This is a genomic window from Haloarcula ordinaria, from assembly GCF_029338275.1.
Taxonomy (GTDB): Archaea; Halobacteriota; Halobacteria; order Halobacteriales; family Haloarculaceae; genus Haloarcula; species Haloarcula ordinaria.
In genome coordinates, this window is sequence record NZ_CP119789.1 from 1,799,907 (window position 1) to 1,821,310 (window position 21,404).

The 21,404-nt window shown below is 66.5% G+C and carries 24 protein-coding genes; 8 read left to right on the forward strand and 16 right to left on the reverse strand.

What is annotated here, in order from left to right; genetic code table 11:
• Positions 1-51: 51 nt before the first annotated feature.
• Entirely contained in the window at positions 52-1,332 is a 1,281-nt protein-coding gene (gene rbcL, locus P1L41_RS09595; RefSeq protein ID WP_379789162.1) for a type III ribulose-bisphosphate carboxylase, read from the forward strand.
• Positions 1,333-1,377: 45 nt separating this feature from the next.
• Here the strand turns inward: rbcL and P1L41_RS09600 are convergent, their stop codons facing one another.
• Together P1L41_RS09600 and P1L41_RS09605 are read right to left on the reverse strand one after the other, a co-directional pair.
• Positions 1,378-2,286, reverse strand: coding sequence for an ATP-dependent ribose-1-phosphate kinase (locus P1L41_RS09600; protein WP_276295513.1), 909 nt, complete (start codon positions 2,284-2,286; stop codon positions 1,378-1,380).
• Positions 2,283-3,242, reverse strand: coding sequence for a ribose 1,5-bisphosphate isomerase (locus tag P1L41_RS09605; RefSeq protein ID WP_276295514.1), 960 nt, complete (start codon positions 3,240-3,242; stop codon positions 2,283-2,285). Before P1L41_RS09605 ends, P1L41_RS09600 begins: the two co-directional genes overlap by 4 nt.
• A gap of 89 nt (positions 3,243-3,331) precedes the next feature.
• On the opposite strand from P1L41_RS09605, the gene P1L41_RS09610 reads away from it, so the two are divergent.
• From P1L41_RS09610 to P1L41_RS09620, 3 genes are read left to right on the forward strand one after another with little or no spacing between them, the layout of a single operon-like run.
• Positions 3,332-4,885, forward strand: a complete 1,554-nt coding sequence (locus tag P1L41_RS09610; protein ID WP_276295515.1) for a COG1361 family protein — start codon at positions 3,332-3,334, stop codon at positions 4,883-4,885.
• Positions 4,882-5,562: an ABC transporter ATP-binding protein gene (locus tag P1L41_RS09615; protein ID WP_276295516.1), complete on the forward strand. Its 681-nt coding sequence runs from the start codon at positions 4,882-4,884 to the stop codon at positions 5,560-5,562. The genes P1L41_RS09610 and P1L41_RS09615 overlap by 4 nt, the downstream gene beginning before the upstream one ends.
• Positions 5,555-6,703, forward strand: a complete 1,149-nt coding sequence (locus P1L41_RS09620; RefSeq protein ID WP_276295517.1) for an ABC transporter permease — start codon at positions 5,555-5,557, stop codon at positions 6,701-6,703. Before P1L41_RS09615 ends, P1L41_RS09620 begins: the two co-directional genes overlap by 8 nt.
• On the opposite strand, the gene P1L41_RS09625 is transcribed toward P1L41_RS09620, so the two are convergent.
• The 12 genes from P1L41_RS09625 to P1L41_RS09680 all read right to left on the reverse strand — a co-directional run bounded on the left by P1L41_RS09625 (position 6,704) and on the right by P1L41_RS09680 (position 14,008).
• Complete coding sequence (locus P1L41_RS09625) at positions 6,704-7,216, reverse strand: HTH domain-containing protein (protein WP_276295518.1); 513 nt, start codon at positions 7,214-7,216, stop codon at positions 6,704-6,706. It lies immediately after the preceding gene.
• A gap of 355 nt (positions 7,217-7,571) precedes the next feature.
• Positions 7,572-8,645 (reverse strand): methionine synthase, encoded by a 1,074-nt coding sequence (locus tag P1L41_RS09630; protein WP_276295519.1) that lies wholly within the window; start codon positions 8,643-8,645, stop codon positions 7,572-7,574.
• Between the two features lies 1 nt (position 8,646).
• Positions 8,647-9,639, reverse strand: a complete 993-nt coding sequence (locus P1L41_RS09635; protein WP_276295520.1) for a 5-methyltetrahydropteroyltriglutamate--homocysteine methyltransferase — start codon at positions 9,637-9,639, stop codon at positions 8,647-8,649.
• 62 nt (positions 9,640-9,701) lie between these two features.
• Complete coding sequence (locus tag P1L41_RS09640) at positions 9,702-10,313, reverse strand: HemK2/MTQ2 family protein methyltransferase (RefSeq protein WP_276295521.1); 612 nt, start codon at positions 10,311-10,313, stop codon at positions 9,702-9,704.
• 1 nt (position 10,314) lies between these two features.
• A complete protein-coding gene (locus tag P1L41_RS09645; protein ID WP_276295522.1) occupies positions 10,315-11,172 on the reverse strand; it encodes a 16S ribosomal RNA methyltransferase A in 858 nt (285 codons plus the stop codon).
• Positions 11,173-11,209: 37 nt separating this feature from the next.
• Positions 11,210-11,782 carry a DUF655 domain-containing protein gene (locus P1L41_RS09650; protein ID WP_276295523.1) on the reverse strand — a complete coding sequence of 191 codons (573 nt, stop codon included), beginning with the start codon at positions 11,780-11,782 and terminating at the stop codon, positions 11,210-11,212.
• Positions 11,783-11,877: 95 nt separating this feature from the next.
• Complete coding sequence (locus P1L41_RS09655) at positions 11,878-12,234, reverse strand: RNA polymerase Rpb4 family protein (protein ID WP_276295524.1); 357 nt, start codon at positions 12,232-12,234, stop codon at positions 11,878-11,880.
• 3 nt (positions 12,235-12,237) lie between these two features.
• Positions 12,238-12,531: a 50S ribosomal protein L21e gene (locus tag P1L41_RS09660; RefSeq protein ID WP_276295525.1), complete on the reverse strand. Its 294-nt coding sequence runs from the start codon at positions 12,529-12,531 to the stop codon at positions 12,238-12,240.
• A gap of 115 nt (positions 12,532-12,646) precedes the next feature.
• Positions 12,647-12,913 carry an elongation factor 1-beta gene (locus P1L41_RS09665; RefSeq protein WP_276295526.1) on the reverse strand — a complete coding sequence of 89 codons (267 nt, stop codon included), beginning with the start codon at positions 12,911-12,913 and terminating at the stop codon, positions 12,647-12,649.
• A 2-nt stretch (positions 12,914-12,915) separates the two neighbouring features.
• Positions 12,916-13,095 carry an HVO_2753 family zinc finger protein gene (locus P1L41_RS09670; RefSeq protein WP_276276994.1) on the reverse strand — a complete coding sequence of 60 codons (180 nt, stop codon included), beginning with the start codon at positions 13,093-13,095 and terminating at the stop codon, positions 12,916-12,918.
• Positions 13,096-13,187: 92 nt separating this feature from the next.
• Positions 13,188-13,784 carry a DUF2391 domain-containing protein gene (locus P1L41_RS09675; RefSeq protein ID WP_276295527.1) on the reverse strand — a complete coding sequence of 199 codons (597 nt, stop codon included), beginning with the start codon at positions 13,782-13,784 and terminating at the stop codon, positions 13,188-13,190.
• Entirely contained in the window at positions 13,784-14,008 is a 225-nt protein-coding gene (locus P1L41_RS09680) for a hypothetical protein (RefSeq protein ID WP_276295528.1), read from the reverse strand. Before P1L41_RS09680 ends, P1L41_RS09675 begins: the two co-directional genes overlap by 1 nt.
• Positions 14,009-14,145: 137 nt before the next feature.
• On the opposite strand from P1L41_RS09680, the gene P1L41_RS09685 reads away from it, so the two are divergent.
• Positions 14,146-15,105, forward strand: a complete 960-nt coding sequence (locus tag P1L41_RS09685; protein WP_276276996.1) for a transcription initiation factor IIB — start codon at positions 14,146-14,148, stop codon at positions 15,103-15,105.
• Between the two features lie 138 nt (positions 15,106-15,243).
• Here the strand turns inward: P1L41_RS09685 and P1L41_RS09690 are convergent, their stop codons facing one another.
• Positions 15,244-15,951, reverse strand: a complete 708-nt coding sequence (locus tag P1L41_RS09690; RefSeq protein WP_276295529.1) for a bacteriorhodopsin — start codon at positions 15,949-15,951, stop codon at positions 15,244-15,246.
• A gap of 2 nt (positions 15,952-15,953) precedes the next feature.
• Positions 15,954-18,275, reverse strand: a complete 2,322-nt coding sequence (locus tag P1L41_RS09695; protein WP_276295530.1) for a methyl-accepting chemotaxis protein — start codon at positions 18,273-18,275, stop codon at positions 15,954-15,956.
• Positions 18,276-18,456: 181 nt separating this feature from the next.
• Here P1L41_RS09695 and P1L41_RS09700 point away from each other — a divergent pair, with 181 nt between their 5' ends.
• From P1L41_RS09700 to P1L41_RS09710, 3 genes are all read left to right on the forward strand, one after another.
• Complete coding sequence (locus P1L41_RS09700) at positions 18,457-19,881, forward strand: protein kinase domain-containing protein (RefSeq protein ID WP_276295531.1); 1,425 nt, start codon at positions 18,457-18,459, stop codon at positions 19,879-19,881.
• 1 nt (position 19,882) lies between these two features.
• Complete coding sequence (locus tag P1L41_RS09705) at positions 19,883-20,596, forward strand: hypothetical protein (RefSeq protein WP_276295532.1); 714 nt, start codon at positions 19,883-19,885, stop codon at positions 20,594-20,596.
• Between the two features lie 62 nt (positions 20,597-20,658).
• On the forward strand, positions 20,659-21,369 hold the full coding sequence (locus tag P1L41_RS09710) for an SDR family oxidoreductase (RefSeq protein ID WP_276295533.1): 711 nt from the start codon (positions 20,659-20,661) through the stop codon (positions 21,367-21,369).
• The last annotated feature ends 35 nt before the right edge of the window (positions 21,370-21,404 follow it).

Below are 21,404 nucleotides of genomic sequence, written 5' to 3' on the forward strand. Positions count from 1 at the left end.
CGAACAGTCTTTCTGACCCACATTTATCTCGGGACCATGCGTAGGTGTCGCATGGTCGGTATCACCTACGAAGATTTCCTCGACCTCGGGTACGACCCCGCAGACTCGGACCTCGTCTGTGAGTTCTACGTCGAACCGGCCACGGACCAGACCGCGGAGTCGGCCGCGAGCTGGGTCGCGAGCGAGTCCTCGAACGGCACCTGGGCCGAGCTCCAGGTCGCAGGGTCGGTGACCGACCTCTCGGCGACGGCGTGTGGAATCACCGAGATGACGGTGCCCGGTCGCGAGGACCGGGACGCCTACCGGGTCGCAATCGCCTACCCCGACGCCCTCTTCGAGCCGGGCAACATGCCCCAGGTGCTCTCGTGTATCGCCGGCAACATCCTCGGGATGAAGGCCGTCGACCGCATCCGGCTGCTCGACTGTGACTGGCCCGAACGGCTCGCGACGTCGTTTCCGGGCCCGCAGTTCGGGACCAGCGTCCGCCAGGACGTCTTCGACGCCGGCGACAGACCGATCACGGCGACGGTCCCGAAACCGAAGGTCGGCCTCTCGACCGAGCAACACGCCCAGATTGGTTACGAGGCCTGGACCGGCGGCCTCGACCTGCTGAAAGACGACGAGAACCTCACCGACCAGGCGTTCAACCCCTTCGAGGACCGCCTGACCGAGACGCTGGCCCAGCGCGACCGGGCGCAGGACGAGACCGGCGACCCGAAGTCCTACCTCCTGAACGTCACGGCGAGCGGCCGGGAGATGCTCGAGCGCGTCGACCTGGCCGCCGAACACGGTTGCGAGTACGTGATGGTCGACGTGGTCACGGCCGGATGGGCCGCCGTCCAGCAGGTCCGGGAACGCTGTGCGACCCACGGCCTCGCTATCCACGCCCACCGCGCGATGCATGCGGGGTTCGACCGCCTGCCGGACCATGGCGTCTCGATGCGTGTGCTCGCGCAGGTCGCGCGGCTCTGTGGCGTCGACCAGATACACACTGGCACCGCGAACCTCGGGAAGCTCGCCAACGAGGACACGGTGGGAATCAACGCGTGGCTCTACGCGGACCGCTACGGGCTGCGCGACGTCCTCCCGATGGCCTCAGGCGGATTGCATCCGGGCCTCGTCCCGGAACTCGTCGCGCGTTGCGGGACGAACATCGGGGTCCAGGCCGGCGGCGGCGTCCACGGCCACCCCGACGGTACCCACGCCGGTGCGAAGGCACTCCGGGCCGCCGTCGACGCGGCCGCTGCCGGTCGGGACATCGAGACGGCGGCCGCAGAGACACCCGAACTCGCCACCGCACTCGAGCAGTGGGGCACCGAGACGCCCCGGTGACGCGGACGCCGGGGACCTGCCCACTGCTTCGCCAGTCACCCCCTCTCAGACCTCTCGTGGGCCGATGTCGAGCAGTGCCTCAACGTCTCGCCACTCGACCGTGAGCCGGGCACCCATCTCCCGCGTGGCGAGCGCACCGCAGGCGTTCCCCACCGCGAGGGCTCTGTCGAGCGGTTCGTCGCGGAGCCGGGCAGCGAGGAATCCACCCGCGAATGCGTCACCGGCTCCGGTCGAGTCCACGGGGTCGACGGCGAAGCCGGGATGGCTGACTGTCCGGTCGTCGGTCAGCGCTTCGGCGCCGCCAGACCCGTGTTTCACGACCACCGTCGGAATCGACTCGACCGTCCGCTCGCTCACTGCTGTCCCGGCTTCCCGGTCGTTACAGAAGAGCACGTCCGTGTGCGCCAGCGCCTCGTCGTAGTCCCGGTCCGTCAGCCGTCGTCCGGGGTCGAAACTCACCGTGACCCCGGCGCTCGCGGCCTCCCGGGCCAGTTGCCCGGCCGTGGCCGCGGACTGTCCGGTGAGGTGGAGGTGGTCGGTACCGACCAGTCGCTCGGCCGGGAGGTCTCCCGGACCGAACCCCTCGTTGACGCCTTCGTTCCCGAGGACGAACACCTCGCCGTCCGCGTCGACGACGAGGTACTTCACGGTGGTCTCACCGTCGCACTCGACCAGGCGCGTCTCGACCCCGCGCGCCCGGAGTTCGCGTCGCACCATGTCGGCGTGTTCGTCCGTCCCGACGCTCCCCAGCAACAGCGGTGCGGCGTCGAGTCCGCCCAGCACTGTCGCCACGTTCGCGGCACTCCCGCCAGGGGACTGGACCCGCTCGTCGATGCGCGCTTCCCCGTCTCGGTCTGGCAGCCGGTCGACCCGGAGCGTCACGTCCCAGTTGACGTGCCCCGCACAGAGCACGTCGGGGCCGTTCTCGGGGCCGTCGCCAGACCCGTCCGTCATGGACCATCCTCCCAGGGGTTCGCCGGTCCCTCACCGAACAGTTCGCGCATCAGCGTGACGACGCTCTCGGGCGGGAACTGGCCGCGCTCCGTGACGATGGCGTCGACGTGCCGGGGCGGCGTGACGTCGAACGCCGGGTTCTCGACGCGAACGTCGCCGAGGTCGGCCCGGCGCTCGTCGGGGAGCACCTCCGCTTCGCTCCGCATCTCGATGTCCACTGTCTGGCCGGTCAGGGTGTCGGGGTCGAGTTTCAGCGTCTGGGCGGCGACCATGACCGGAGTCCCGCGCTCCCGAGCGACGACGGCCAGGCCGGAGGTCCCGATCTTGTTGACGACGCTCCCGTCGGCGGCGATGGCGTCGGCCCCGACCAGGACGTGGTCGACGTCGTTCATGTAGCGGCGGGCCGCGCTGTCGACCACGAGCGTCACGTCGACCCCCATCTCGGACAGCTCCCGGGCCGTGATGTGACCCTGGTTGCGCGGACGCGTCTCCTTGACGATTGCCGAGAGTGACTTCCCCTGCTCGACGGCGGCCTCGATACAGGCCAGCGCGTCGGTCGAGTGGCAGTGTGTCATCATCCGGTCGCCGTCCCGGAGTCGGTTCGCGCCGACCGTCCCCAGGTCGGCCTTCGCGGTGTCGAGTCGACGACAGAACTCCGCGACGCTGCCGTCCACCGACGCACGGACCGCCGCGACGCTCTCGCCCTCCGCGCGCTGGAGGACGTACCGGAGCGCGTTCGGCAGGCTCACTGCCGTCGGTCTGGTGGCTAGCAGGCGCCTGGCCGCCGCTCTGAGTTCGGCCTGGAGCTGGGCGACGTCGGCGGCGTCGCTTTCCTCGGCCTGCGCCCGGAGGGCCTTCGCCACTGCGGTGGCGATCGGCGCGGCGCCACGTGTCTCCATCGACTCGACGTCGGCCGCGACGTCGAGGACCTGCTGTGCGAGGTCGTCGTCCTCCATAGTGCGCTGTTGCACAGCAGGAGCAAAAAGCGAGCGGGTCACCACTCTCGTGCCATACGTTTAACAGAACCTCGCTCGAAGACCGCCGTATGGTACTGGTCTCCGCTCTCCTCCCGACGCTGGTCCGTGCCCATCTCCGTGTCGATTCGCTACCGGAGGGCTCGATGGAGCGTCTGACGATCTGTGTCGTGCTCGTCCTCATCGCCGGGGCGCTGCCGCCGGTCGTCGCTGGCGCGACGGTCAACGCCTCGATAACCGGTGTGGACGTCTCACCGGCTGCTCCGGCCCCCGGCGAGACTATCACGTTCACGCCGACTATCCGAAACTCACAGAGCAGTTCGGACGTCCTCGAGATTCGCGCAGTCGCCCTCCGACGGAGCTCCGGCAGTTCCGAGTACACTCGGATTCGTGACCTGGGAACGCTGTCGCCGGATTCGAGCATCGACGTCCCGCTGACGTACACCTTCGACTCGCCGGGGACTCGTGACCTCCGGGTCATCGTCTACGGCTACAATCCCAACAGGACCGAGTCGGTGCGACTCCAGTATCCCGTGACTGTCGACGTCCGCGACCGACACCCGCAGCTGGCTATCGACGCGAGCGACTCGGTCGACGGCGTCCTGACAAACGGCACCGTGACCGTCGCGAACGGGCTCGATACCCGAATCTCCAACGTCGAGGTCACCGTCTCTGGCGTGGGTGTTCGGACGACGGAGAATCGACGGGTGTTCGCGTCTATCCAGCCCAACGGTACCCGAACTGCACCCTTCCGCTTCAGGCCAGAGACGCCGGGACCCCACGAACTGACGGCCCGGATTCGGTACACTGTCGACGGGGACGTCAGACGAACGACCACGGTCTCGACGCTCATCGAGACCGAGACACTCGCCGACGAAGTGATCCTCGACGCGTCGGCCGTCGGGAGCGGTGAAAACCGGGCCCTCGCGGTCGACGTCGTCAACCGTGGCAACGCGCCCATCGAAGACGTCTCGGTCACTGCGGCGTCACCGAACGCGACGCTTCGGCGGGCACTTCTCGAACGAGTCGACGCCGGCACCGTCGAGCGGGTCCGTCTCAACGCGACGCTCACCGAACCGCGTGCCGACGTGACAGTCCGGGCCGAGTACGAGATTGCGGACCGGTCGAACGCCGCCACGACCGCCGTCGAGCTCCAGTCGACGCCAGGGGCCATCGAACTCAGCGGTATCGACGTCACGAACGAGGACGACCGCCTCCAGCTCTCGGGGAGCGCCGCGAACGTCGGGCTCACCGAGGTCGACAGCGTCATCGTCCGCGTCGTCCCCGCCGACGGCGTCACCCCGGCGTTCCCGAACAAGGAGTACTTCGTCGGGACGGTCCCGGCGAGCGACTTCGTCTCCTTCGACGTCTACGCCAGCGTCGACGAGAACGTCACGGCCGTGCCGCTAGTGGTGACCTACCTCGTCGACGGTGACCGCAAGCAACAGCGGTTCGCCGTCGACGTCTCGGACCTCGATGGCGACTCGGAGCAACAATCGGGCGGGAACGGCTCCTGGCTGTCGACCTTCGGACCGGTCATCGCGGTCGGCGTCGCGGGTGTCGTGGTCGTCGGGTACCTCCTGTTCCGCCAGTCGCGACGCAACGACGACGAACTGGACCTATGACTATCGTCGACGCACACGGCCTGGTCAAGCGGTATCGGACCGGCGGCGAGACGCTCTACGCGCTCGCGGGGGTCGACTTCACGCTCGAGGCCGGTGAGTTCGTCTCCATCATGGGCCCGAGCGGGAGCGGCAAGACCACCTTGCTGAACGTCATCGGTCTGCTGGATACGCCGACGGAGGGGACGCTCCTGCTCGAGGGGCGCGACGTCACCCACATCGACGACCGGACGCGGACGATTCTCCGCAAGCGGACCATCGGGTTCGTCTTCCAGCAGTTCTACCTGCTGCCGACGTTGACGGCCGTCGAGAACGTGGAAGTCCCGGGGTTGCTCGACGGGGACCCTGACCTGAACCGGCGGGCCCGCGACCTGCTCACGAGACTGGGGCTCGGTGACCGACTCGACCACCGCCCGGACCAGCTCTCCGGCGGGCAGAAACAGCGCGTCGCCATCGCCCGCGCGCTCATCAACGAACCGGCTATCGTCCTCGCCGACGAACCGACCGGGAACCTGGATAGCCGGACCGGCCGCCAGATTCTCGAAGAGTTCGAACGCATCGCGGACGACGAGGACGTCGCCATCGTCGCGGTCACGCACGACGACCTCGTCAACGAGTACGTCGACCGGACGGTCCACCTCGTCGACGGCACCATCGGCCAGGAGCGTCTGGATGCTTGAGTGGCTCTACCGGCAGTTCCCGACCGCGCTCATCGCACGGCGGAACCTGACGCGGACGCAGTTCCGGTCGCTCTTGGCCGCGCTCGGTATCGTCATCGGCGTCATCGCTATCGCCTCACTCGGGATGTTCGGCGTCTCGCTCCGGGTCGCCATCACGCAGAACCTCGGTGACCTCGGCAACGAGCTCGTCGTCTCACCCAACGGCGATGCGGGCGTCGAGTCGATAACGGACCGCGACATCCGCCAGATCGAGCGCGTCACGGCGCCGTCGGTGAGCGTTTCGCCGGTCAAACAGGAGATAGAGCGGGTGTCGTACGACAGACGGGGAACGCCGTCACAGGCCGTCGTCTTCGGGATGGAGAACCCGGGCGCAGTGTACACCGCGAGCGAGGGGCGTATCCCGAACCCGTTCAGAAATGGCGCCCTCGTGGGTAGCAGTATCGCCGAGGAACACGACCTCCATCCGGGCAGTACCATCGTGATAAACGAGAGCGCGGTCCGCGTCCGTGCGGTGCTGGAGTCCGGCGAGTCGTTCTCGCAGCTCAACCCCGACAACCGGGTCATCGTGCCGGTGAGCCAGTTCGAGTCGCGTGGCTACTCGCAGGTATACGTCACCACGACATCCGGAGCCGAGGCAAATGCGACAGCGATGGCAATCCGTGACGCGTTGAACGGCAGAGAAGAGCGCGTGACGGTCACCGAGCTGGGGTCGCTCATCGACCAGATCAACCAGACGTTCCAGGTCGTCAACACCATCCTGGTGGGAATCGCCTCCATCTCCTTGCTCGTCGCCGGCATCTCCATCCTCAACGTGATGCTGATGTCGACGGTCGAACGCCGCGAGGAGATCGGCGTCCTCCGAGCGGTCGGCTACCAGAAGCGTGACGTCCTGAAGGTGATGTTGATGGAGGCGACCCTGCTCGGCGTCAGTGGCGGCCTCATCGGAGTCGTCTTGAGCGTCGCCGCGGGACTGGCGATAAACCACTACACGGTCGGTGATGCCATGGCCGTGTTCAGGCTCGCGAACGCCTGGTACGTCGGGGCCGCGTTCACGTTCGGTGTGGTCACGAGCGTCCTCAGTGGCCTCTATCCGGCGTGGAAAGCAGCGAGCGAAGAACCGGTCGAAGCGCTCAGAGGATAATCAGACAGTGATCTCGACGCCGGATTCCAGCCACGGCTCGGTGCGACCGACGGTGACGGAGTCGAACTGGGCGAGCCAGTTCTCGTCGCCGCTCTCGAACGCCTCGAGGGCGTCGCCGACGGTGAAGGTCCGTTCGGCGTCGGTGCACGGGAACACCGCTTCGAGCTGCGTGTCGTCGTATATCGCGAGCGAGACGACCGGGAAGACGACGACGTCCTCGACGCGGTCCATCCCCATGTAGGTCCGCGTCCGCCGCTCGAACGCCGGCTCGAGGGAGTGGCCGTTGCGGTCGGCCCAGTCACGGAACTCCTCGTAGGTGGCCAGCGCCCCGGAGCGCTTGTCCTCGGCCATCGTCCGGATGCGCTGCCACTCGCCGGAGACCATCGAGTCGGTGAACACGCCGTTGGCTTCCAGGTGCTTGACCCGATTCAGGACCTGTTGCTGGGCGTCGAATGTGCCGTACGTGTCCCCTCGAAGGTACAGTTCGGCCCGGAGTTGTGAGTCGGCTGTCATGGTTATCTCGTCTCCAACTTTATCAGATATCGACATAACTCTTTCCCACTTCTAATAATTAGATTACATATATTTACACACGAAGGAATATCAATAGAGAGTGGCTAAGACTACTATATATGGCACTTCTGGAGAATATAACCTTCCGACTTCTTGTCAACTGGTACTAAATATTTTACCGCACGGGTCGATGCCTGTTTCGGCCAGCGTCGAATTATTCGAACAGCGTTACGGCGCCGCTCTCGGACATTCCTCTCAGGAGTGCGATTCGAAACCGAACTAAGGGGGTGGCTCTCGTACAGTCGAACAGCGGTGCGCGCGATAGTGGGTCGCTGCAAACGAGTTCGCAGTCCCGTCAGTCGTCCGCGCTGGCTTCAGCACCGCTCGCGACGACGTCTATCTCGCCGGCGTCGAGCTCGGCCTCGATTTCTCGGGCCGCTTGTACCATATTCTCCATCTTCCCGTAGGCCACGTCGCGCGGGAGCAGCTTCACGCCGCAGTCGGGTGAGACGGTCAGGCGCTCTGGTGGGACGACTTCGAGCCCCTTCTTGATGTTGTCCTTGATCTCCTCGACGGACTCGACCTCGGCGACGTGGGCGTCGACGACGCCCATCGCGAAGTCCTTGGTGAACTCGTGGTCCTTGAACACGTCGAGCTGCTCGTAGTCACCGTTGGCGAGTTCGAGGTCGTACTCGTGGACCGGGTAGTCCAGAATCTCGGGGTAGATTCGCGAGTAGTCGCCGTAACAGACGTGCAGCCCGAGTCGGACGTCGTCGGGCACGTCGTCGACGATGCGCTCGAGACACTCGCCGACGATGGCGTGGTCGTCCGGTGTCGTCGCGAGCGCGGGCTCGTCGATCTGGATGTACCGCGCGCCGGCCTCGACCAGCGCCTCGATCTCCTCGTTGACGAGATCCGCGAGGTCGTAGGCCAGGGCCTCCTCGCTGTCGTAGACCTCGTTGAACGACCAGTTCGCGAGGGTGTACGGGCCGGTGATGGGCACCTTGACGGGGCGTTCGGCGACCTCGTCGGTGAACTCGAACTCCTCGACGAGCCACTGCTCGCCGTACTCGACGTCCTCGGCGACGGAGGGCTTGTCGAAGTAGTTGTGGCCCCACACCTTCACGCGGCCGTTGAACTCGTAGCCGTCGATGCGGTGGGCGAAGTACTCGACCATCTCATTGCGCCGCATCTCGCCGTCACAGACGACGTCGAGGCCGCAGCGCTCGTGCTCGTCGGTGATGAGTCGCGAGGCGTCGTCTTTCGACTCTTCCCACTCGTCCTCGCCGAAGTCGGCGTCCTCGTCCTCGAACATCTCGCGGGCGCGGTCGTGCCACTTGGGCTTGGGGTACGAACCGACGACAGTTGTCAGCAGGAAGTGGTCGTTCGGGTGATTCTCGGGCTTGAACTGGTCTCGTGGTCCTGTCATGTTAGGCCTCCACAGCGAGGTCGGCGGCGTTCGCGAGCGATTCGAGCTTGGCTTCGAACTTGTTGACCGGCAGGTAGAACAGCTCGGTGTTGGCCGTCGCGTAGACGGTGTCGTACGTCGAGTTCGTCTGCTGTTCGAACCAGTCGATGCGGTCCCGGATGGTCTCGGGGGACTCGACCAGCGTGTTCTGCCCGTCGACGACGCCCAGCGCGACGTCGTCCTTGGTGCCGTACTCCTGGACGTTGTAGACGTTCTGGTCGTGGTCGGCGATAAGGTCGAAGCCGATGGCGTCGACGTCCGCGTCCATCAGGTGCGCGTAGACTTTCTCCTCGAGGGCGCCCCAGTAGGTGTGGGCGACCACGTCGGCGTCGGTGGCACTCGCGACGGCGTCGATGGCCTCGCTGGCCCGTTCGTCCTGGCCGTCGGCGGGCGCGTTCTCGACCAGCGATGGTTCCAGCAGGAACAGCGTCTCCACGTCGGGGAACTGCTCGACTTCGCCGGCCAGGAACTCCGCGACGGCGTCGAGGAACGACGCTTCGTCGCCGTAGTGTTCGTCCGTCGCGAGGTCTGAAAGCGAGTACGGGCCGGGGAAGACGGCCTGCAACCCGCCGTCGACGAGTTCGCTCGCGGCGTCGAGTTCCGCGGCGATGTCGCCGTCGGCGGTCAGGTCGCCCTGGACCACCGGCTCGCGGTAGAAGTTGTTGTTGTCGTAGTAGCGGACGATGCCACGGGTCTCCACGTTGTCGTGGACCGCAAGCGGGTGGGCGAGCATGTCGTCCCAGCGGAGTTGCCCCTCGACGATACGGTCGAGGCCGGCGTCCTGCTGGAGCGTGACGACCTCCTCGCGGGCGCGCCGATAGGCGTCGACGACGTCGCCGCCCTCGTCGCCCGAGATGAGGTCGCTCTTCTGGTGGCCCTTCAGGTCGGACAGCTCGTCCTTGGCCCAGTCCGGCAGCGGGAACAGGCCAGGAGTCGTCGCGACTATGTCTGTCATTACGCCCGGCTATGAAATGACGGGCTTTAATATTTCCTATTCAATAAAATGTCCTGTAGTAATCACAGCGGCCAGAACCGCAGGACGACGAGCTCCTCGTAGGGATGATTCTCGCTCGCGACCCGTTCGCTCTCGAGCCCCCGGTCGTGCGCGTACGAGCGGACGGCGTCCGGGTCCGTGAGGCTGCTGACGAGCAGGAGGGCCTCGCCGCCGGGAGCCAGCACTCTCGCAACGTCGTCGAGGAACGGGTCGACGAGGCGACGGCCGTCCTCGCCACCGGAGAGTGCGTGTTCCATCCAGTCGTCCCATTCCTTCTCCTCGGGCGTCGGCAGATACGGTGGGTTGAACACGGCGAGGTCGAAGGCGCCGTCACGGAACGGCGAGACGAGGTCGCCGCGGACGACGCTGACGCCGTTCGCCGCGGCCTGCCGGCAGGCCAGCGGACTCAGGTCGACGCCCACGGCGTCGGCGCCGGCCTCGTCGAGGGTCGCAGCGACGTAGCCCGAACCGGTGCCCACGTCCAGCACCCGGTCGCCCGACCCGGCGTACGCTCGGGCGGTCCGTGCCAGCAGGGCCGAGTCCTCGGCCGGCTGGTACACCGACTCGACCTCCCGGGCGTCGGCAAGTGACGGGCGGCCACGGTCCGACTCTGCGTCGGCGTCTTCGTCGGTCATCTCAGGCCCCTGGCTCGCCGACCTCGTGGGCCAGCGTCGCGAGCGCCGCGAAGTCGGCCGGGGTGAGTTTCCCCGCTCGCGCGCTCATCAGCGCCTCGTCGGCTGCGTCGACGACAGCGTCCGGGTCGCCCAGTCCCGAAATGTGTGCCGTGTTGCGCACCGCGTTGCGCATCGTCTTCCGTCGCTGGGTGAACACCGCCTTCAGGAAGGCCATGAAGAACTCGTCGCTCGGGACGCTGTAGTCGGGGTCGCGCGGCGTCGTCCGCACGAGCGCGCTCGTCACCCGGGGCTGGGGGTCGAACGCTTCGGGTGGGACCGTCTCGACCACCTCGACGTCGGCGTAGTGGCCGGCAGTCACCGAGAGGCGGCCGTAGTCGTCGGTCGCCGGGTCGGCGGCCATCCGGTCGGCGAACTCCCGCTGGAACATCAACACCAGCGGGCGTTTCTCGGGGAGCAAGCGGAAGGCGATCTCCGAGGAGGCACCGTAGGGCAGGTTCGAGATGCTGGCGGTGAACTCGGGCAGGTCGACCTCCAGGGCGTCGCCCTCGACGACGGTGAGCCGGCCGGCCTCGATTTCCCGCGCGAACTCCTCGCGGAGGTGGGCGGCGAAGTCCGGGTCGCGTTCGATAGCGGTCACGCGGTCGGCGACGGCGAGCAGTCGGTCCGTCAGCGCCCCCGGTCCCGCGCCGATTTCGAGGACGTTCGAGCAGTCGAACCCGGCGTCGGTGGCGTACTCGGGAATGCGGTCGAGTACCCGGTCGTCGACCAGGAAGTGCTGGTCGCGGCGGGTGTCGGCCCGCTTGCCGGCGCGCCTGACGAGCGCGTCCGGGTCGCGACTACCGGTCGCTGTGTCGGTCATTACCCCGCCGTAGACGGTCGGTATTGAAAAGTGACGCCTATTCGCTGTCCTCGCGCCGGACGAAGATGCGGTACTTCAGGTCGTTCTCGCGCAGTTCCTCGAGGATGCGCTCGACCAGCACCTCCTTCGGTTTGTGGAGGCCGCTGACTCGCTCTTCCAGCTCGTCGAAGCTCTCGAAGGGCTTGCGCTTTCGTTCGTCGAGGATGGAGTTGCGCAGCTTCTTGCCGATGCCCGGCAGCAGGTTCAGCTGGTGGAGGCGCAGCGTGATGGGCTGGGCGTCGTTGTAGAAGTCCACGAACCGCCGTTCGTCGTCCTCGACGATCTCCTCGACGGCGTACTCGACCTCGGACTGCGTGCCGCCGGGCAGGTCCTCGAACTCGACTTCGGTGATGCGACCGAACTCAGTCAGGTCGACCCGGTCGCCGAAGGCGACGTCGGAGTCGTCGTCGAGCACGAGTTCGTAGATGGAGAAGTCCTGCACGTCGAGCGCGAACGCGAGCGCCTCCTTCTTGTGCTGAGGGCGGTCGTCGTCGCTCCGGCCGTGCGGGAGGACGTCGAGGACGGCGCCGAGTATCTCGTCGCCACTGTCCTCGGGTTCCGTAGTGGTCATACCCAGGGGTACGGTCAGAACCTACTTAATGTCGGTGGGTGAGAGTGATACCGCACGACGACGGGGACCCGGAGAACTGCGGTGGGGAACCCGACTCAGGCGTACTGCTTGACGATGTTGAGAATCTCGTCGAGCTCGTCGCCGTCCAGGGAGTAGCGTTCCTGCGCGAAGACGGCGCGGAGCTCGTCCCGGTCGAGCGGGCGGAGGTTCGCGATCTTGTACGCGGTCGGTTCGTCGACCTTCTCCAGTTCCCGCAGTTGCTCGACGAACTCCAGGGACTCCTCGGGGTCGAGCATCGCGAAGCGATTGACGTGCTCGATGGCCCGCTTGAGCTCGTACCGCATCTCGCGGTCCTCGTCGGCCGCGCGCTCCATCTCTAGCCCTCCGAGAATCTCCTTGGTCTCGGCGACCGTGAGATACTCCTCGGAGACCTTCTCTTTGAAGATGGTCATCGCTTAGTTCTCTTGACGACGGAGGTGTGCGGGCGTCACGATGATGGTCTTTTCCTTGTTCCCGTCGACGATCTGGACTTTGTAGGCCGTGCCCTGTTTGCCGACGACTTCGCCGGTCTGGCCGTCGAAGCGGGGGTGGAACCGACCCTTGGGAACCGACGGGTCGATCTTCATGTGGACCTTCTCGCCCTCCTCGTACTGCTCGACGGCACGCTGGGGCGGGGAGGTGCCTCGGTTGCGGGGCTTGTTCTTGAGCTTGTCACGCGTCCCTTCGAGGGGTCCGTTGGAACTAGGCATTCTTGGCCTTCGCTTGTCCACTCGCCCTAATAAAACGTGCGTTCCACGCCCGTCAGGGGCCGACGGGCGCCGTCGCTCCCGGGGTGAGCGACCGAAAAGACGGGAGCCAGTCCGTTCAGAGGCGGCCGACGGTGTCGACTTCGACCGATTCGACGCCCTCGACGTCCGCGAACGCTTCCTCGACGGCCTCCGTGCCACCGGCGTCGTCGGGCACGATGACGGTCGGGAACAGCGCGACGAGGCCGAACGCGACGTCGTCACGTTCGAAGCCCTTGATCTTCGCTCCTTCGGGAAGCGACCCTTCGAGACGCTCCTGCAGTGCGTCGAGGTCAACTTCCGGGCTCTGCGGCATGATCTTGATCTTGGCGGCGACTTTTCCCATTGTTATGGTCCTCGGAATCCGCAGTCGGGGCACTCGTAGAGGTTGCTCTGCTTCCGACAGGTGGCACACCGGTAGATCTGGTGCCCGCAGTCCGGGCACTTGAACGCGGCGGCGTTCGTGCCGGCGATGTTGATGCCACACGAGACGCACTTGCGCGCCTGTTTCTGCTGGCTCTCGCTCATACCACTCCGTATCCGACCGCGACTTTTAACGATTGCCAAACGTTTCGGGGGGAGAGAAGCGGTGACACACCGCCGACTCGCTCCGTATTCGCCTAACTCCCCGGGAGGATGTCGCCCAGTGCGGCCCCGATGGCCATCGGGACGAACGCCACGCTACAGACACAGAGGGCCACCCATGCCATCTGGGGGTCGGTCGACCACTCGACGACGCCCCATCCGGTGAGCAGCACGACCGAGGTGAGGAACGCGGTTCCGGTGACGCCGACCAACCGGCGTGGAACGAGTCCGAAGACCCGCTTCGCGACGCGCACGTCCTGGAAGTCCGCGACGTAGAGGATCCCGACGACCATCCCTACGGCCGCCGCGAGGGTCCCAGCGAAGTACAGCGGGTGCTGGGCGATGTGCTGGCCCGCGTCGACGGTCCCGCTCTCGACGGCCATCGGGATCCCAAAGAGGAGCGATCCGAGGAGCGCCTCGGCGAAGTCGCTCCGGTCGAACCCCCAGATGACTCGCCCGAACACCGCCGTACTGTCGCTCTGGACCTCGATTGCGGCCCGCATCGCCTCGCGGACCTGTTCGCGCTCCGTGGGGTCGTCGACGATGGCTTGCAGTTCTTCGAGTTCGTCGAACAGCGCACCGATGGAGTCGTCGTCCTCGGTCGCCGGCGGTTCTGTTTGGTCCTCGCTCATCAGTCGGGGAGCTCCGTCGGGCACCTCGTGCCCCACTCGCCGGGGAACGTCGGGGCGACCAGTGAGGTGTCCACCCAGTCACCGACCGTGCGTTCGAGTGCGTCGACCCAGCCCATCAGGGCGCTGGCGTGTGCGACCCAGAGGCGCGCGCCACGCCCGACCCGCGTACACGACGTACCGACTGCCCGCCCCGCTCGACCGACTTCGAGTGCGGCCACGTTCATGCCGATATCACCGAGGGCCGCCGGGTTAAGCCTTTACGCTGGGATAGGAAGCCAGCGTCGGCGGATTTCGGACCGACTGTTTCCCTCGAACCACCCAAACATATATATGTAATTGGCTGTTCTCCGTAAAAGAACACATGGAACGTCCGACGCGCCAGCGGAACACCGAGCAGGAGGAGCGCGAGCAGGAGTCCGAGGCCACAGGACAGCAGACCTGTCCGGAATGTGAGTCGGAATCGATATCCAGTGACGGTGGTGGTGAACTCGTCTGCGAGGACTGCGGGCTGGTCATCGAAGACGAGAACATCGACCGGGGGCCGGAGTGGCGGGCGTTCAACCACTCCGAGCGCCAGTCGAAGTCCCGCGTCGGCGCGCCGACGACCCAGACGATGCACGACAAGGGACTGACCACGCAAATCGACTGGAAGGACAAGGACGCCTACGGCCGGTCGCTCTCCTCGGAGAAGCGCAGCCAGATGCACCGCCTGCGCAAGTGGCAGGAGCGCATCCGGACGAAGGACGCCGGCGAACGGAACCTCCAGTTCGCGCTCTCCGAGATCGACCGCATGGCCTCCGCGCTGGGCGTCCCCCGCTCGGTGCGGGAGGTCGCCTCCGTCATCTATCGGCGCGCGCTGAACGAGGACCTCATCCGCGGCCGTTCCATCGAAGGCGTGGCGACGGCCTGCCTGTACGCCGCCTGCCGACAGGAGGGCATCCCGCGCAGTCTCGAAGAGGTGTCGGACGTCTCCCGGGTCGAACAGAAGGAGATTGGGCGCACGTATCGGTACGTCGCCCAGGAGCTCGAACTGAAGATGGAGCCGGTCGACCCCAAGCAGTACGTCCCCCGCTTCGCCTCGGAACTCGAACTCTCCGAGGAGGTCCAGTCGAAGGCCAACGAGATTATCGACACGACGGCCGAACAGGGCCTGCTCTCGGGGAAGTCCCCCACGGGCTACGCCGCCGCGGCCATCTACGCCGCCTCGCTGCTCTGCAACGAGAAGAAGACACAGCGCGAGGTCGCCGACGTCGCCCAGGTGACCGAAGTCACCATCCGCAACCGGTACCAGGAACAGATCGAAGCGATGGGCATCCACTGACGCGGCACCAGCGTCTTTCTCGGACTGCTCCAGATGGTCGTGAGCGACGCCACCACGCGCTGCTCGCCGGTCCTCCGTGACATTCGAACCGCAGTAGTAACATTGAGTTAGCGGTGCTGACCGAACGTTCGCGTACGCTCAGTCGTCTGCGGGCATCGTCGGGGCACTCGTCTCCCCGCGCGCCGAGATGGTCGAGAGCCCGTACATGGCGATGAGGCCGAAGCCGACCTTCGTCACCACGTCTAAGTAGCTGATGACCAGCGATGCCGTCTCGACGTCCAGTAGTCCGATACCGGCCATGCCCAGCAGCCAGACGACCGGATAGACGAGCCAGAGTACGACGACGAAGTTCCGGAGGGTCCGGTACAGACTCAACTCGATGTCGCTGACTGCTGCCCGCGCGGCGTTCTCGATGGTCCCGTAGAGCAGGTAGACGACGCCGGCGAACAGGAGCGCACCGATGGCGAACAGGCCGTAACTCAGCAGCCCGGCGACCATCGCCCCGGCGAACCCGAAGACGATGGTCAGCGCCTGGAGCACGACGAGCTTCACGATGTCCCCGCGGTCGGCCCTCGCGAACAGCCCGAGGAAGAGGACGTTGATCGGCGTCGTCAGGAACCAGTCGGCGTAACGAGTCGCGTACACGGTGTGGGTGGCCGTCTGTAGTTCGCCCACACCGAGCACCAGTAGGGCGTACGCGACGATGGCGATGCCGGGAATCGCCACCAGCAGGAGGTAGTGCCGTCTGGTCGATTCGGGGACGAGCCGGTAGCCGTAGGCCAGGACGGCCGTCCCGAGTAGTTCGCCGAGCAGTCCCAGTGTGAACCAGGTCGTTATCGTTGCCATTGTTAGTCGTCGGTCTCCGCAGTCGCCGTGGTCGCGTCGGCCCCGACACCCGCGTCGACCTGGAAGCGTTCGAGTAGCGATTCGAGGTCCGCTGCGCGCTGACCGAGCTCCTCGGCAGACTCCGAGACCTTGCTGATAGCGGACGCCTGGTCGTCGGCCGCGCCGGCGACGGTGTCCGCCTCGGTGGCGGTTTGCTGGCTGATGTCCGCCAGCTCGTCGATGGTCCCCATGACCTCCTGTGCGGTCCGGGCCTGCTCCTCGGTGGCGTGGTCGATCTCCTGGATGCCCGTGTCGACCTCTTCGGTGTACTCGACGATGGTCTCCAGCGCGTCGACGGCCTCCTCGACGGTGCCGACCCCTTCGGTGATGCGCTGGCTGGTCGACTCCATCGTCTCGACGGTGTCGCCGGCCTGGGATTGGATACGCTCGATGCGCGCCTCGATGTCGCCGGCGGCCTCCTTGGTCTCCTCCGCCAGGCTCTTTATCTCGTCGGCGACGACGGCGAAGCCGTCACCGTCGCCGTCCGCGTGGGCAGCTTCGATGGAGGCGTTCAGCGCGAGCATGTTCGTCTGCTCGACGATGGAGGTGATGACGCTCACGATGTCGCCGATCTCGTCCAAGTCGTCGTCCAGCGCGTTGATCTCCGCGACCGTCTCCTTGGTCACGTCGTCGATTGCGCTCATCTCCTCGATGGCCGCCTGTGCGGCTTCGCGGCCGTCCTCGCCGACGCTCGCGGCGGACTCGGAGGTGTCTGCGACCTGCTGGGCGGAGGAGGCGACCTCCTCTGCCGTCGCCGAGAGGTTCTCCATCTCGGAGGCCGCCGAGTCGAGGTTCTCGTTTTGTGCCGTGGCGTCCTCGAATATCTCCTGGATGGACGCCGAGACCTGCTGGCTCGCTTCGTCGACCCGCTGTGCGTTGGAGTCGACGCGCTCGCTCGACTGGAGGACGTTCGCGGCGAACGACTGCATCGTCGCGATGGTCTCCTCCAGCGCCGCCAGTGTGGTGTTGATCTCTTTCCCGACGTCCGCCATCGGGTCGCTCATGCTCTCAGCGTCGACCCGCGCGGTCAGGTCGCCGTCGGCGGCCGAGTCCAGCGCGTCGCTGTACTCCTCGGCTTTCAGTTCGAGATGGCCGCTGAGCGCCTCCATCTCGTTGCGCTCTTCTTCGACCTCGGCGCGCGCCGCTTCGGCCTCTTCGCGGGCCTCCATGGCCTCCTCGCGGGCGGACTCCGCCTCAGATATCTGCTCTCTAAGGTTCGTCCGCATGTTGTCGAACGCTCCGTACAGCGCCCCGAACTCGTCGGTCCGGGACGTCTCGAGGTCGACGTCGAGGTCACCGTCGGCCATCGCCTCTGCCTTCGTCGAGAGTCGGCGGAGCGACGCGATGGTGTTGCCACCGATGGTGACGCCGACGAGCCCCAGGTTGACGACCGCGAGCAGGATGAGCCCCACGAGGTCGGAGTTGATCTGCGAACTCAGGGCGTACGCCTCCTCGGGCGTAGAGTGGGTCATGACGACCCAGTCGTGCCCGTCGAGTCGTGACAGTCCCATCACCATCGACCTCGTCTCGACGAACGTGCTGTTGCCCGCTTCGAGCGAGCCCAGCGGGTCCCCGTCGAGCCTCGAGACGGGTGCGACCGTCCCGACCGCCGAAGTGTTGTGGTGGAAGACGAACCGGCCGTCCGTGCCGACGACGAGCGTCCGTGATCCGGTGCGCTGTGCGGATAGCTCGCTGGCCTTCGCCTCGAGGTCGGTCATGAACACGAGCATCCTGTCGTCGGTGTCCCGAACCGGGGACACCACCGCGATGATGGGGTGGTCGACGACCGATACCGAGAACGGCTCGGTCACGTGCGTGTCGTCCGGCCCCTCGAACGACGGCCGGGTCGTCGCGAACGGCGCACCCTGCTCGGCGGCGTTGACCCCGACGAACTGCTGGTCCGAGCTCGCGAGTATCTCCCCGGTCTCGGTGTTCACGTAGTGGACCGCGACGACGTCGGGCGGTACCTCGTCGTTCGTGACCATCCCCTCCAGTCTGTCCTGTATCTCGGTGGTCGACCCCGTTGCGAACACCGATCGACTCGACGTCGTGCGGACCTCTCGCTGCGTCGTCGTCAGCCAGGCGTCCAGCTGGTCGGCCTGGGTGTCCGACAGGGCCGTCAGCTCCTCCGAGACGTCCTCCTCCAGTGTGGCGGAGGCCTGGACACTGATGAGGACGCCGAAGGCGACGATGACGACGATAGCGAACGAGAGAGCGACTCCGAGCCGGGCGGCGTAACTGTCGCCGACGAGACTCGGCAGCGGTGACGCGCTATCTGATGGCATCGCCCTGTGGTACGAAAAAAACTGTCTAAAGCGTTGGTCCCCGATTCTCAGTCATGATATGACGAAGCGGGACCGCCCGGTCCGTCCCGGCGTTCGTGCCAGTGCTCGCAGCGGTGCGCTCGACGAGCGAAGTACCAAAACAGTGATACTGGACGGCGTCTAGAGTAGCAGGTCACGGAGTATGTCGTCCGACGAGCCTGGCCCGGCAGACCCGCGCGAGCTGGTCGCCGACGTCCTCACGGCACCCGAGACGGGGCGCACGAAGCTCCCGGCGCTCCTCGGGCTGCTCGACGTCGGTGACCGACAGGTCCGGCTCGGTGCAGTGACGGGCCTCTGTGTCGTCGCCGACAGCCACCCGGGCACGGCGGACTATCTCGCTCGCCGGCTCCTCGACAGAACCGACGCCGACCAGAGTCTGGAGGTCAGCCTGGCGCTCGGCTATCTCGCGGCCCGGTTCCCGGACGCGGTCGACGCCGAACTCGACGCCTACAACGCGCTTTCCGACGCCGAACGCGACCTGGACGACCTGACGGCCGACCTCGGGAGCGCGACGCTCCACGAATCCTCGCTCGGTCTCGAGGTGGGGCGGACGATGGCGCTCGGTGACGCGTCCGGCCCCAGCCGGACCGACCGACACCCGGAGGTGGAGTTAGATGACGAGGCCGAAGCCGAAGACGAGGAACGCGAGGACGACGACGGCGGCGGGACGATACGCGGCCGACCGACCGGTGGCCCGCTCGCCGGCGAGGCCGACTGGCTGTCTATCGTCGAGTACGAGAGCCCGTTCGACCGGCTCTCCGTGCTGGCGCCGCGCGACCGGCGGCGCTACTGCGACGTCTACCGGACGCTCGGGACGGTCGACGGGAGCGACGTCGCCGTCGGGATTCGCCTGCTCGACACACCCGACCCCGACGGCGATGCTTTCCGGTCGGCCGTCGCGGAGCGGCTCGACGACTGGGCCGCCGTCGCCACGCTCGACAACGTGGTTTCGCTGTACGACTGGGGCCACGAACCGTATCTCTGGGCCACGACGGAATACACCGACGAGACCCTCGCCGACCGCGGCCGGTTCGCGCCGGCGGACGCCGCCTGGCACGCCGAGCGGCTGGCCCATGCCGTCTCGGCGCTCCACGAACGGGGCGTGGTCCACGCCGGTATCGACCCGGAGAACGTGGCCTACTACGGGAACGTCCTCGAGGCAGACGAGCGGCAACCGCCGCTGCTCGACAACGTCGGGTCGATTCAGGCCTACCGTCAGTTCACCGACCCGTCGACCTATCTGGATCCGCGATACGCCGCTCCCGAGTACTACGACCGCCGCTTTGGCCGCATCGACCACGCGACCGACCTCTATCACCTCGGTGCGGTCTGTTACCGGCTGTTCACCGGCGAACCGCCCTACGCCGGCGAGTTCGACACCGTCCGCGAGCGGGTGATACAGGACCGCCCACCGATGCCGAGCGAGGTGGCCGACGTGCCGACGGGGGTCGACGCACTCGTTGGCAAAGCGATGGGAAAACGGAAACTCGCCCGCTACGAGTCGGTAACTCATCTAACGCAAGAGATACGTAGGCTGAAAGAGAGTATCGAGGACGATGCAGGGTAATGTGGACGTCGAGCTCCAGTTCGTGGCGGGGGACCCAAACCTCACGTTCATCTTCTTCATCGCGCTGACGCTGCTCGCGACCTTAGGGCTCCGCTTCGGGTTCTACGCGTTCCGGAACCGACAGGCCAGCGACCTGGTCTCGGAACACCGGCTCTGGGATTTCCTCGGCGTGGTCGGCCTGCTCTCGGTGGTGTTCGCCGTGCTCGGCCTGCTCGAAATCGTCACCACCCTCACCTTCCCGTTCAAGCAGGCGCTCGTCCTCGCCCAGGTGCTTCTGCTCGCGGTGACGATGCGGGTCCTCTACCGCAGTGTCGTCCCGACGACCGGCGAGCCACACCGGTTCACCCGTCCACTGACGCGGGCGGCGTCGCTCGCCGTCCTCACTGTCTTCGTCGGGATGCTCCTCGTCGGTCGCCACCCGCTTCTGGTCGGCACGCTCGGTGTGAGCGCCCTCGCGTTCGCTGCCGCCGGGTTCTCCTTTGGCCGGCGCGGTGCCGCCGCCACCCGCGTCCAGGGGACGGTCGTGGACACGCTCCTCCGGCACCTCCTGCCGGTGCTGCTGTTCGCCGCGCTCGTCCCGGCCGTCGACCTCGCGACGCTGGTGGGGCTCGACCGCGCCATCGTCCTGCACGTCCAGGTCGTCTTCGTCATCATGACCGCGACGACGCTGATGACCGCGACCATCAAGCTCCGGCAGAACCTCGCGAGCCTCTGAGGTCCAGGGTAGCGACCCGCGGCGGCTGAGCATTTATCAGGCGTCCGACCCTTACGTCGCGTATGTCTGTCGAATTCGACTTCGACGGTGAAGTAGCGCTCGTGACCGGCGTCGGCGGCGCACTGGGGAGTGCGGCGGCCGGGGCGTTTCTCGAGGCCGGCGCGACGGTCTGTGGCGCCGACGTGGTCGAACCGGAGAGCGAGGACTTCCTGCTCGACGACCCCACGCGAATCGACTTCTACCAGGGCGACTTCACCGACGAGGCCGACGTCGAACGCGTCCTCGAGGAGGTCGTCGCGGAACACGGCCGTCTCGACTACCTGCTGAACATCGCCGGCACCTGGCGCGGCGGTGACCCGATTCACGAGACCGACGTCGACACGTTCGACTTCCTCTTCGACGTCAACCTCAAGACGATGTTCCTGGCGTCGAAACACGCGCTGCCACACCTCCGCGAGACGGAGGGTGCAATCGTCTCCGTCTCGGCTCGCTCGTCGCTGGAGGGCGGAGCGGGCGACGGCATCTACCGGGCGACGAAGGCCGGCGTCCGCCTGCTCACCGAGACCATCGCCGAGGAGAACCTCGGGACCGTGCGAGCGAATGCGGTGATGCCGAGCGTCATCGACACGCCGATGAACCGCGAGATGATGCCCGACTCGGACCACTCGAAGTGGGTCGACCCGGCCGACATCGGCGCGACGATGCTGCTGCTGTGTTCCGACGCCTCGTCGGTCACCAGTGGGGCGGCAGTGCCGGTGTACGGCGAGGCCTGAGTCGTCGCTTCGCGGCCAGTTCGTGTGGCGCTGGT

Bases quoted from the DNA above. Each gene is read 5' to 3' on its own strand.
- P1L41_RS09685 (WP_276276996.1), top strand. From the start codon at position 14,146: ATGGAACGTCCGACGCGCCAGCGGAACACCGAGCAGGAGGAGCGCGAG.
- P1L41_RS09615 (WP_276295516.1), top strand. From the start codon at position 4,882: ATGACTATCGTCGACGCACACGGCCTGGTCAAGCGGTATCGGACCGGC.
- P1L41_RS09695 (WP_276295530.1), bottom strand. From the start codon at position 18,275: ATGCCATCAGATAGCGCGTCACCGCTGCCGAGTCTCGTCGGCGACAGT.
- P1L41_RS09640 (WP_276295521.1), bottom strand. From the start codon at position 10,313: ATGACCGACGAAGACGCCGACGCAGAGTCGGACCGTGGCCGCCCGTCA.
- P1L41_RS09710 (WP_276295533.1), top strand. From the start codon at position 20,659: ATGTCTGTCGAATTCGACTTCGACGGTGAAGTAGCGCTCGTGACCGGC.
- P1L41_RS09680 (WP_276295528.1), bottom strand. From the start codon at position 14,008: ATGAACGTGGCCGCACTCGAAGTCGGTCGAGCGGGGCGGGCAGTCGGT.
- P1L41_RS09690 (WP_276295529.1), bottom strand. From the start codon at position 15,951: ATGGCAACGATAACGACCTGGTTCACACTGGGACTGCTCGGCGAACTA.
- P1L41_RS09630 (WP_276295519.1), bottom strand. From the start codon at position 8,645: ATGACAGGACCACGAGACCAGTTCAAGCCCGAGAATCACCCGAACGAC.
- P1L41_RS09700 (WP_276295531.1), top strand. From the start codon at position 18,457: ATGTCGTCCGACGAGCCTGGCCCGGCAGACCCGCGCGAGCTGGTCGCC.
- P1L41_RS09610 (WP_276295515.1), top strand. From the start codon at position 3,332: ATGGTACTGGTCTCCGCTCTCCTCCCGACGCTGGTCCGTGCCCATCTC.
- rbcL (WP_379789162.1), top strand. From the start codon at position 52: ATGGTCGGTATCACCTACGAAGATTTCCTCGACCTCGGGTACGACCCC.
- P1L41_RS09660 (WP_276295525.1), bottom strand. From the start codon at position 12,531: ATGCCTAGTTCCAACGGACCCCTCGAAGGGACGCGTGACAAGCTCAAG.
- P1L41_RS09675 (WP_276295527.1), bottom strand. From the start codon at position 13,784: ATGAGCGAGGACCAAACAGAACCGCCGGCGACCGAGGACGACGACTCC.
- P1L41_RS09645 (WP_276295522.1), bottom strand. From the start codon at position 11,172: ATGACCGACACAGCGACCGGTAGTCGCGACCCGGACGCGCTCGTCAGG.
- P1L41_RS09625 (WP_276295518.1), bottom strand. From the start codon at position 7,216: ATGACAGCCGACTCACAACTCCGGGCCGAACTGTACCTTCGAGGGGAC.
- P1L41_RS09670 (WP_276276994.1), bottom strand. From the start codon at position 13,095: ATGAGCGAGAGCCAGCAGAAACAGGCGCGCAAGTGCGTCTCGTGTGGC.
- P1L41_RS09600 (WP_276295513.1), bottom strand. From the start codon at position 2,286: ATGACGGACGGGTCTGGCGACGGCCCCGAGAACGGCCCCGACGTGCTC.
- P1L41_RS09635 (WP_276295520.1), bottom strand. From the start codon at position 9,639: ATGACAGACATAGTCGCGACGACTCCTGGCCTGTTCCCGCTGCCGGAC.
- P1L41_RS09605 (WP_276295514.1), bottom strand. From the start codon at position 3,242: ATGGAGGACGACGACCTCGCACAGCAGGTCCTCGACGTCGCGGCCGAC.
- P1L41_RS09650 (WP_276295523.1), bottom strand. From the start codon at position 11,782: ATGACCACTACGGAACCCGAGGACAGTGGCGACGAGATACTCGGCGCC.
- P1L41_RS09655 (WP_276295524.1), bottom strand. From the start codon at position 12,234: ATGACCATCTTCAAAGAGAAGGTCTCCGAGGAGTATCTCACGGTCGCC.
- P1L41_RS09620 (WP_276295517.1), top strand. From the start codon at position 5,555: ATGCTTGAGTGGCTCTACCGGCAGTTCCCGACCGCGCTCATCGCACGG.
- P1L41_RS09665 (WP_276295526.1), bottom strand. From the start codon at position 12,913: ATGGGAAAAGTCGCCGCCAAGATCAAGATCATGCCGCAGAGCCCGGAA.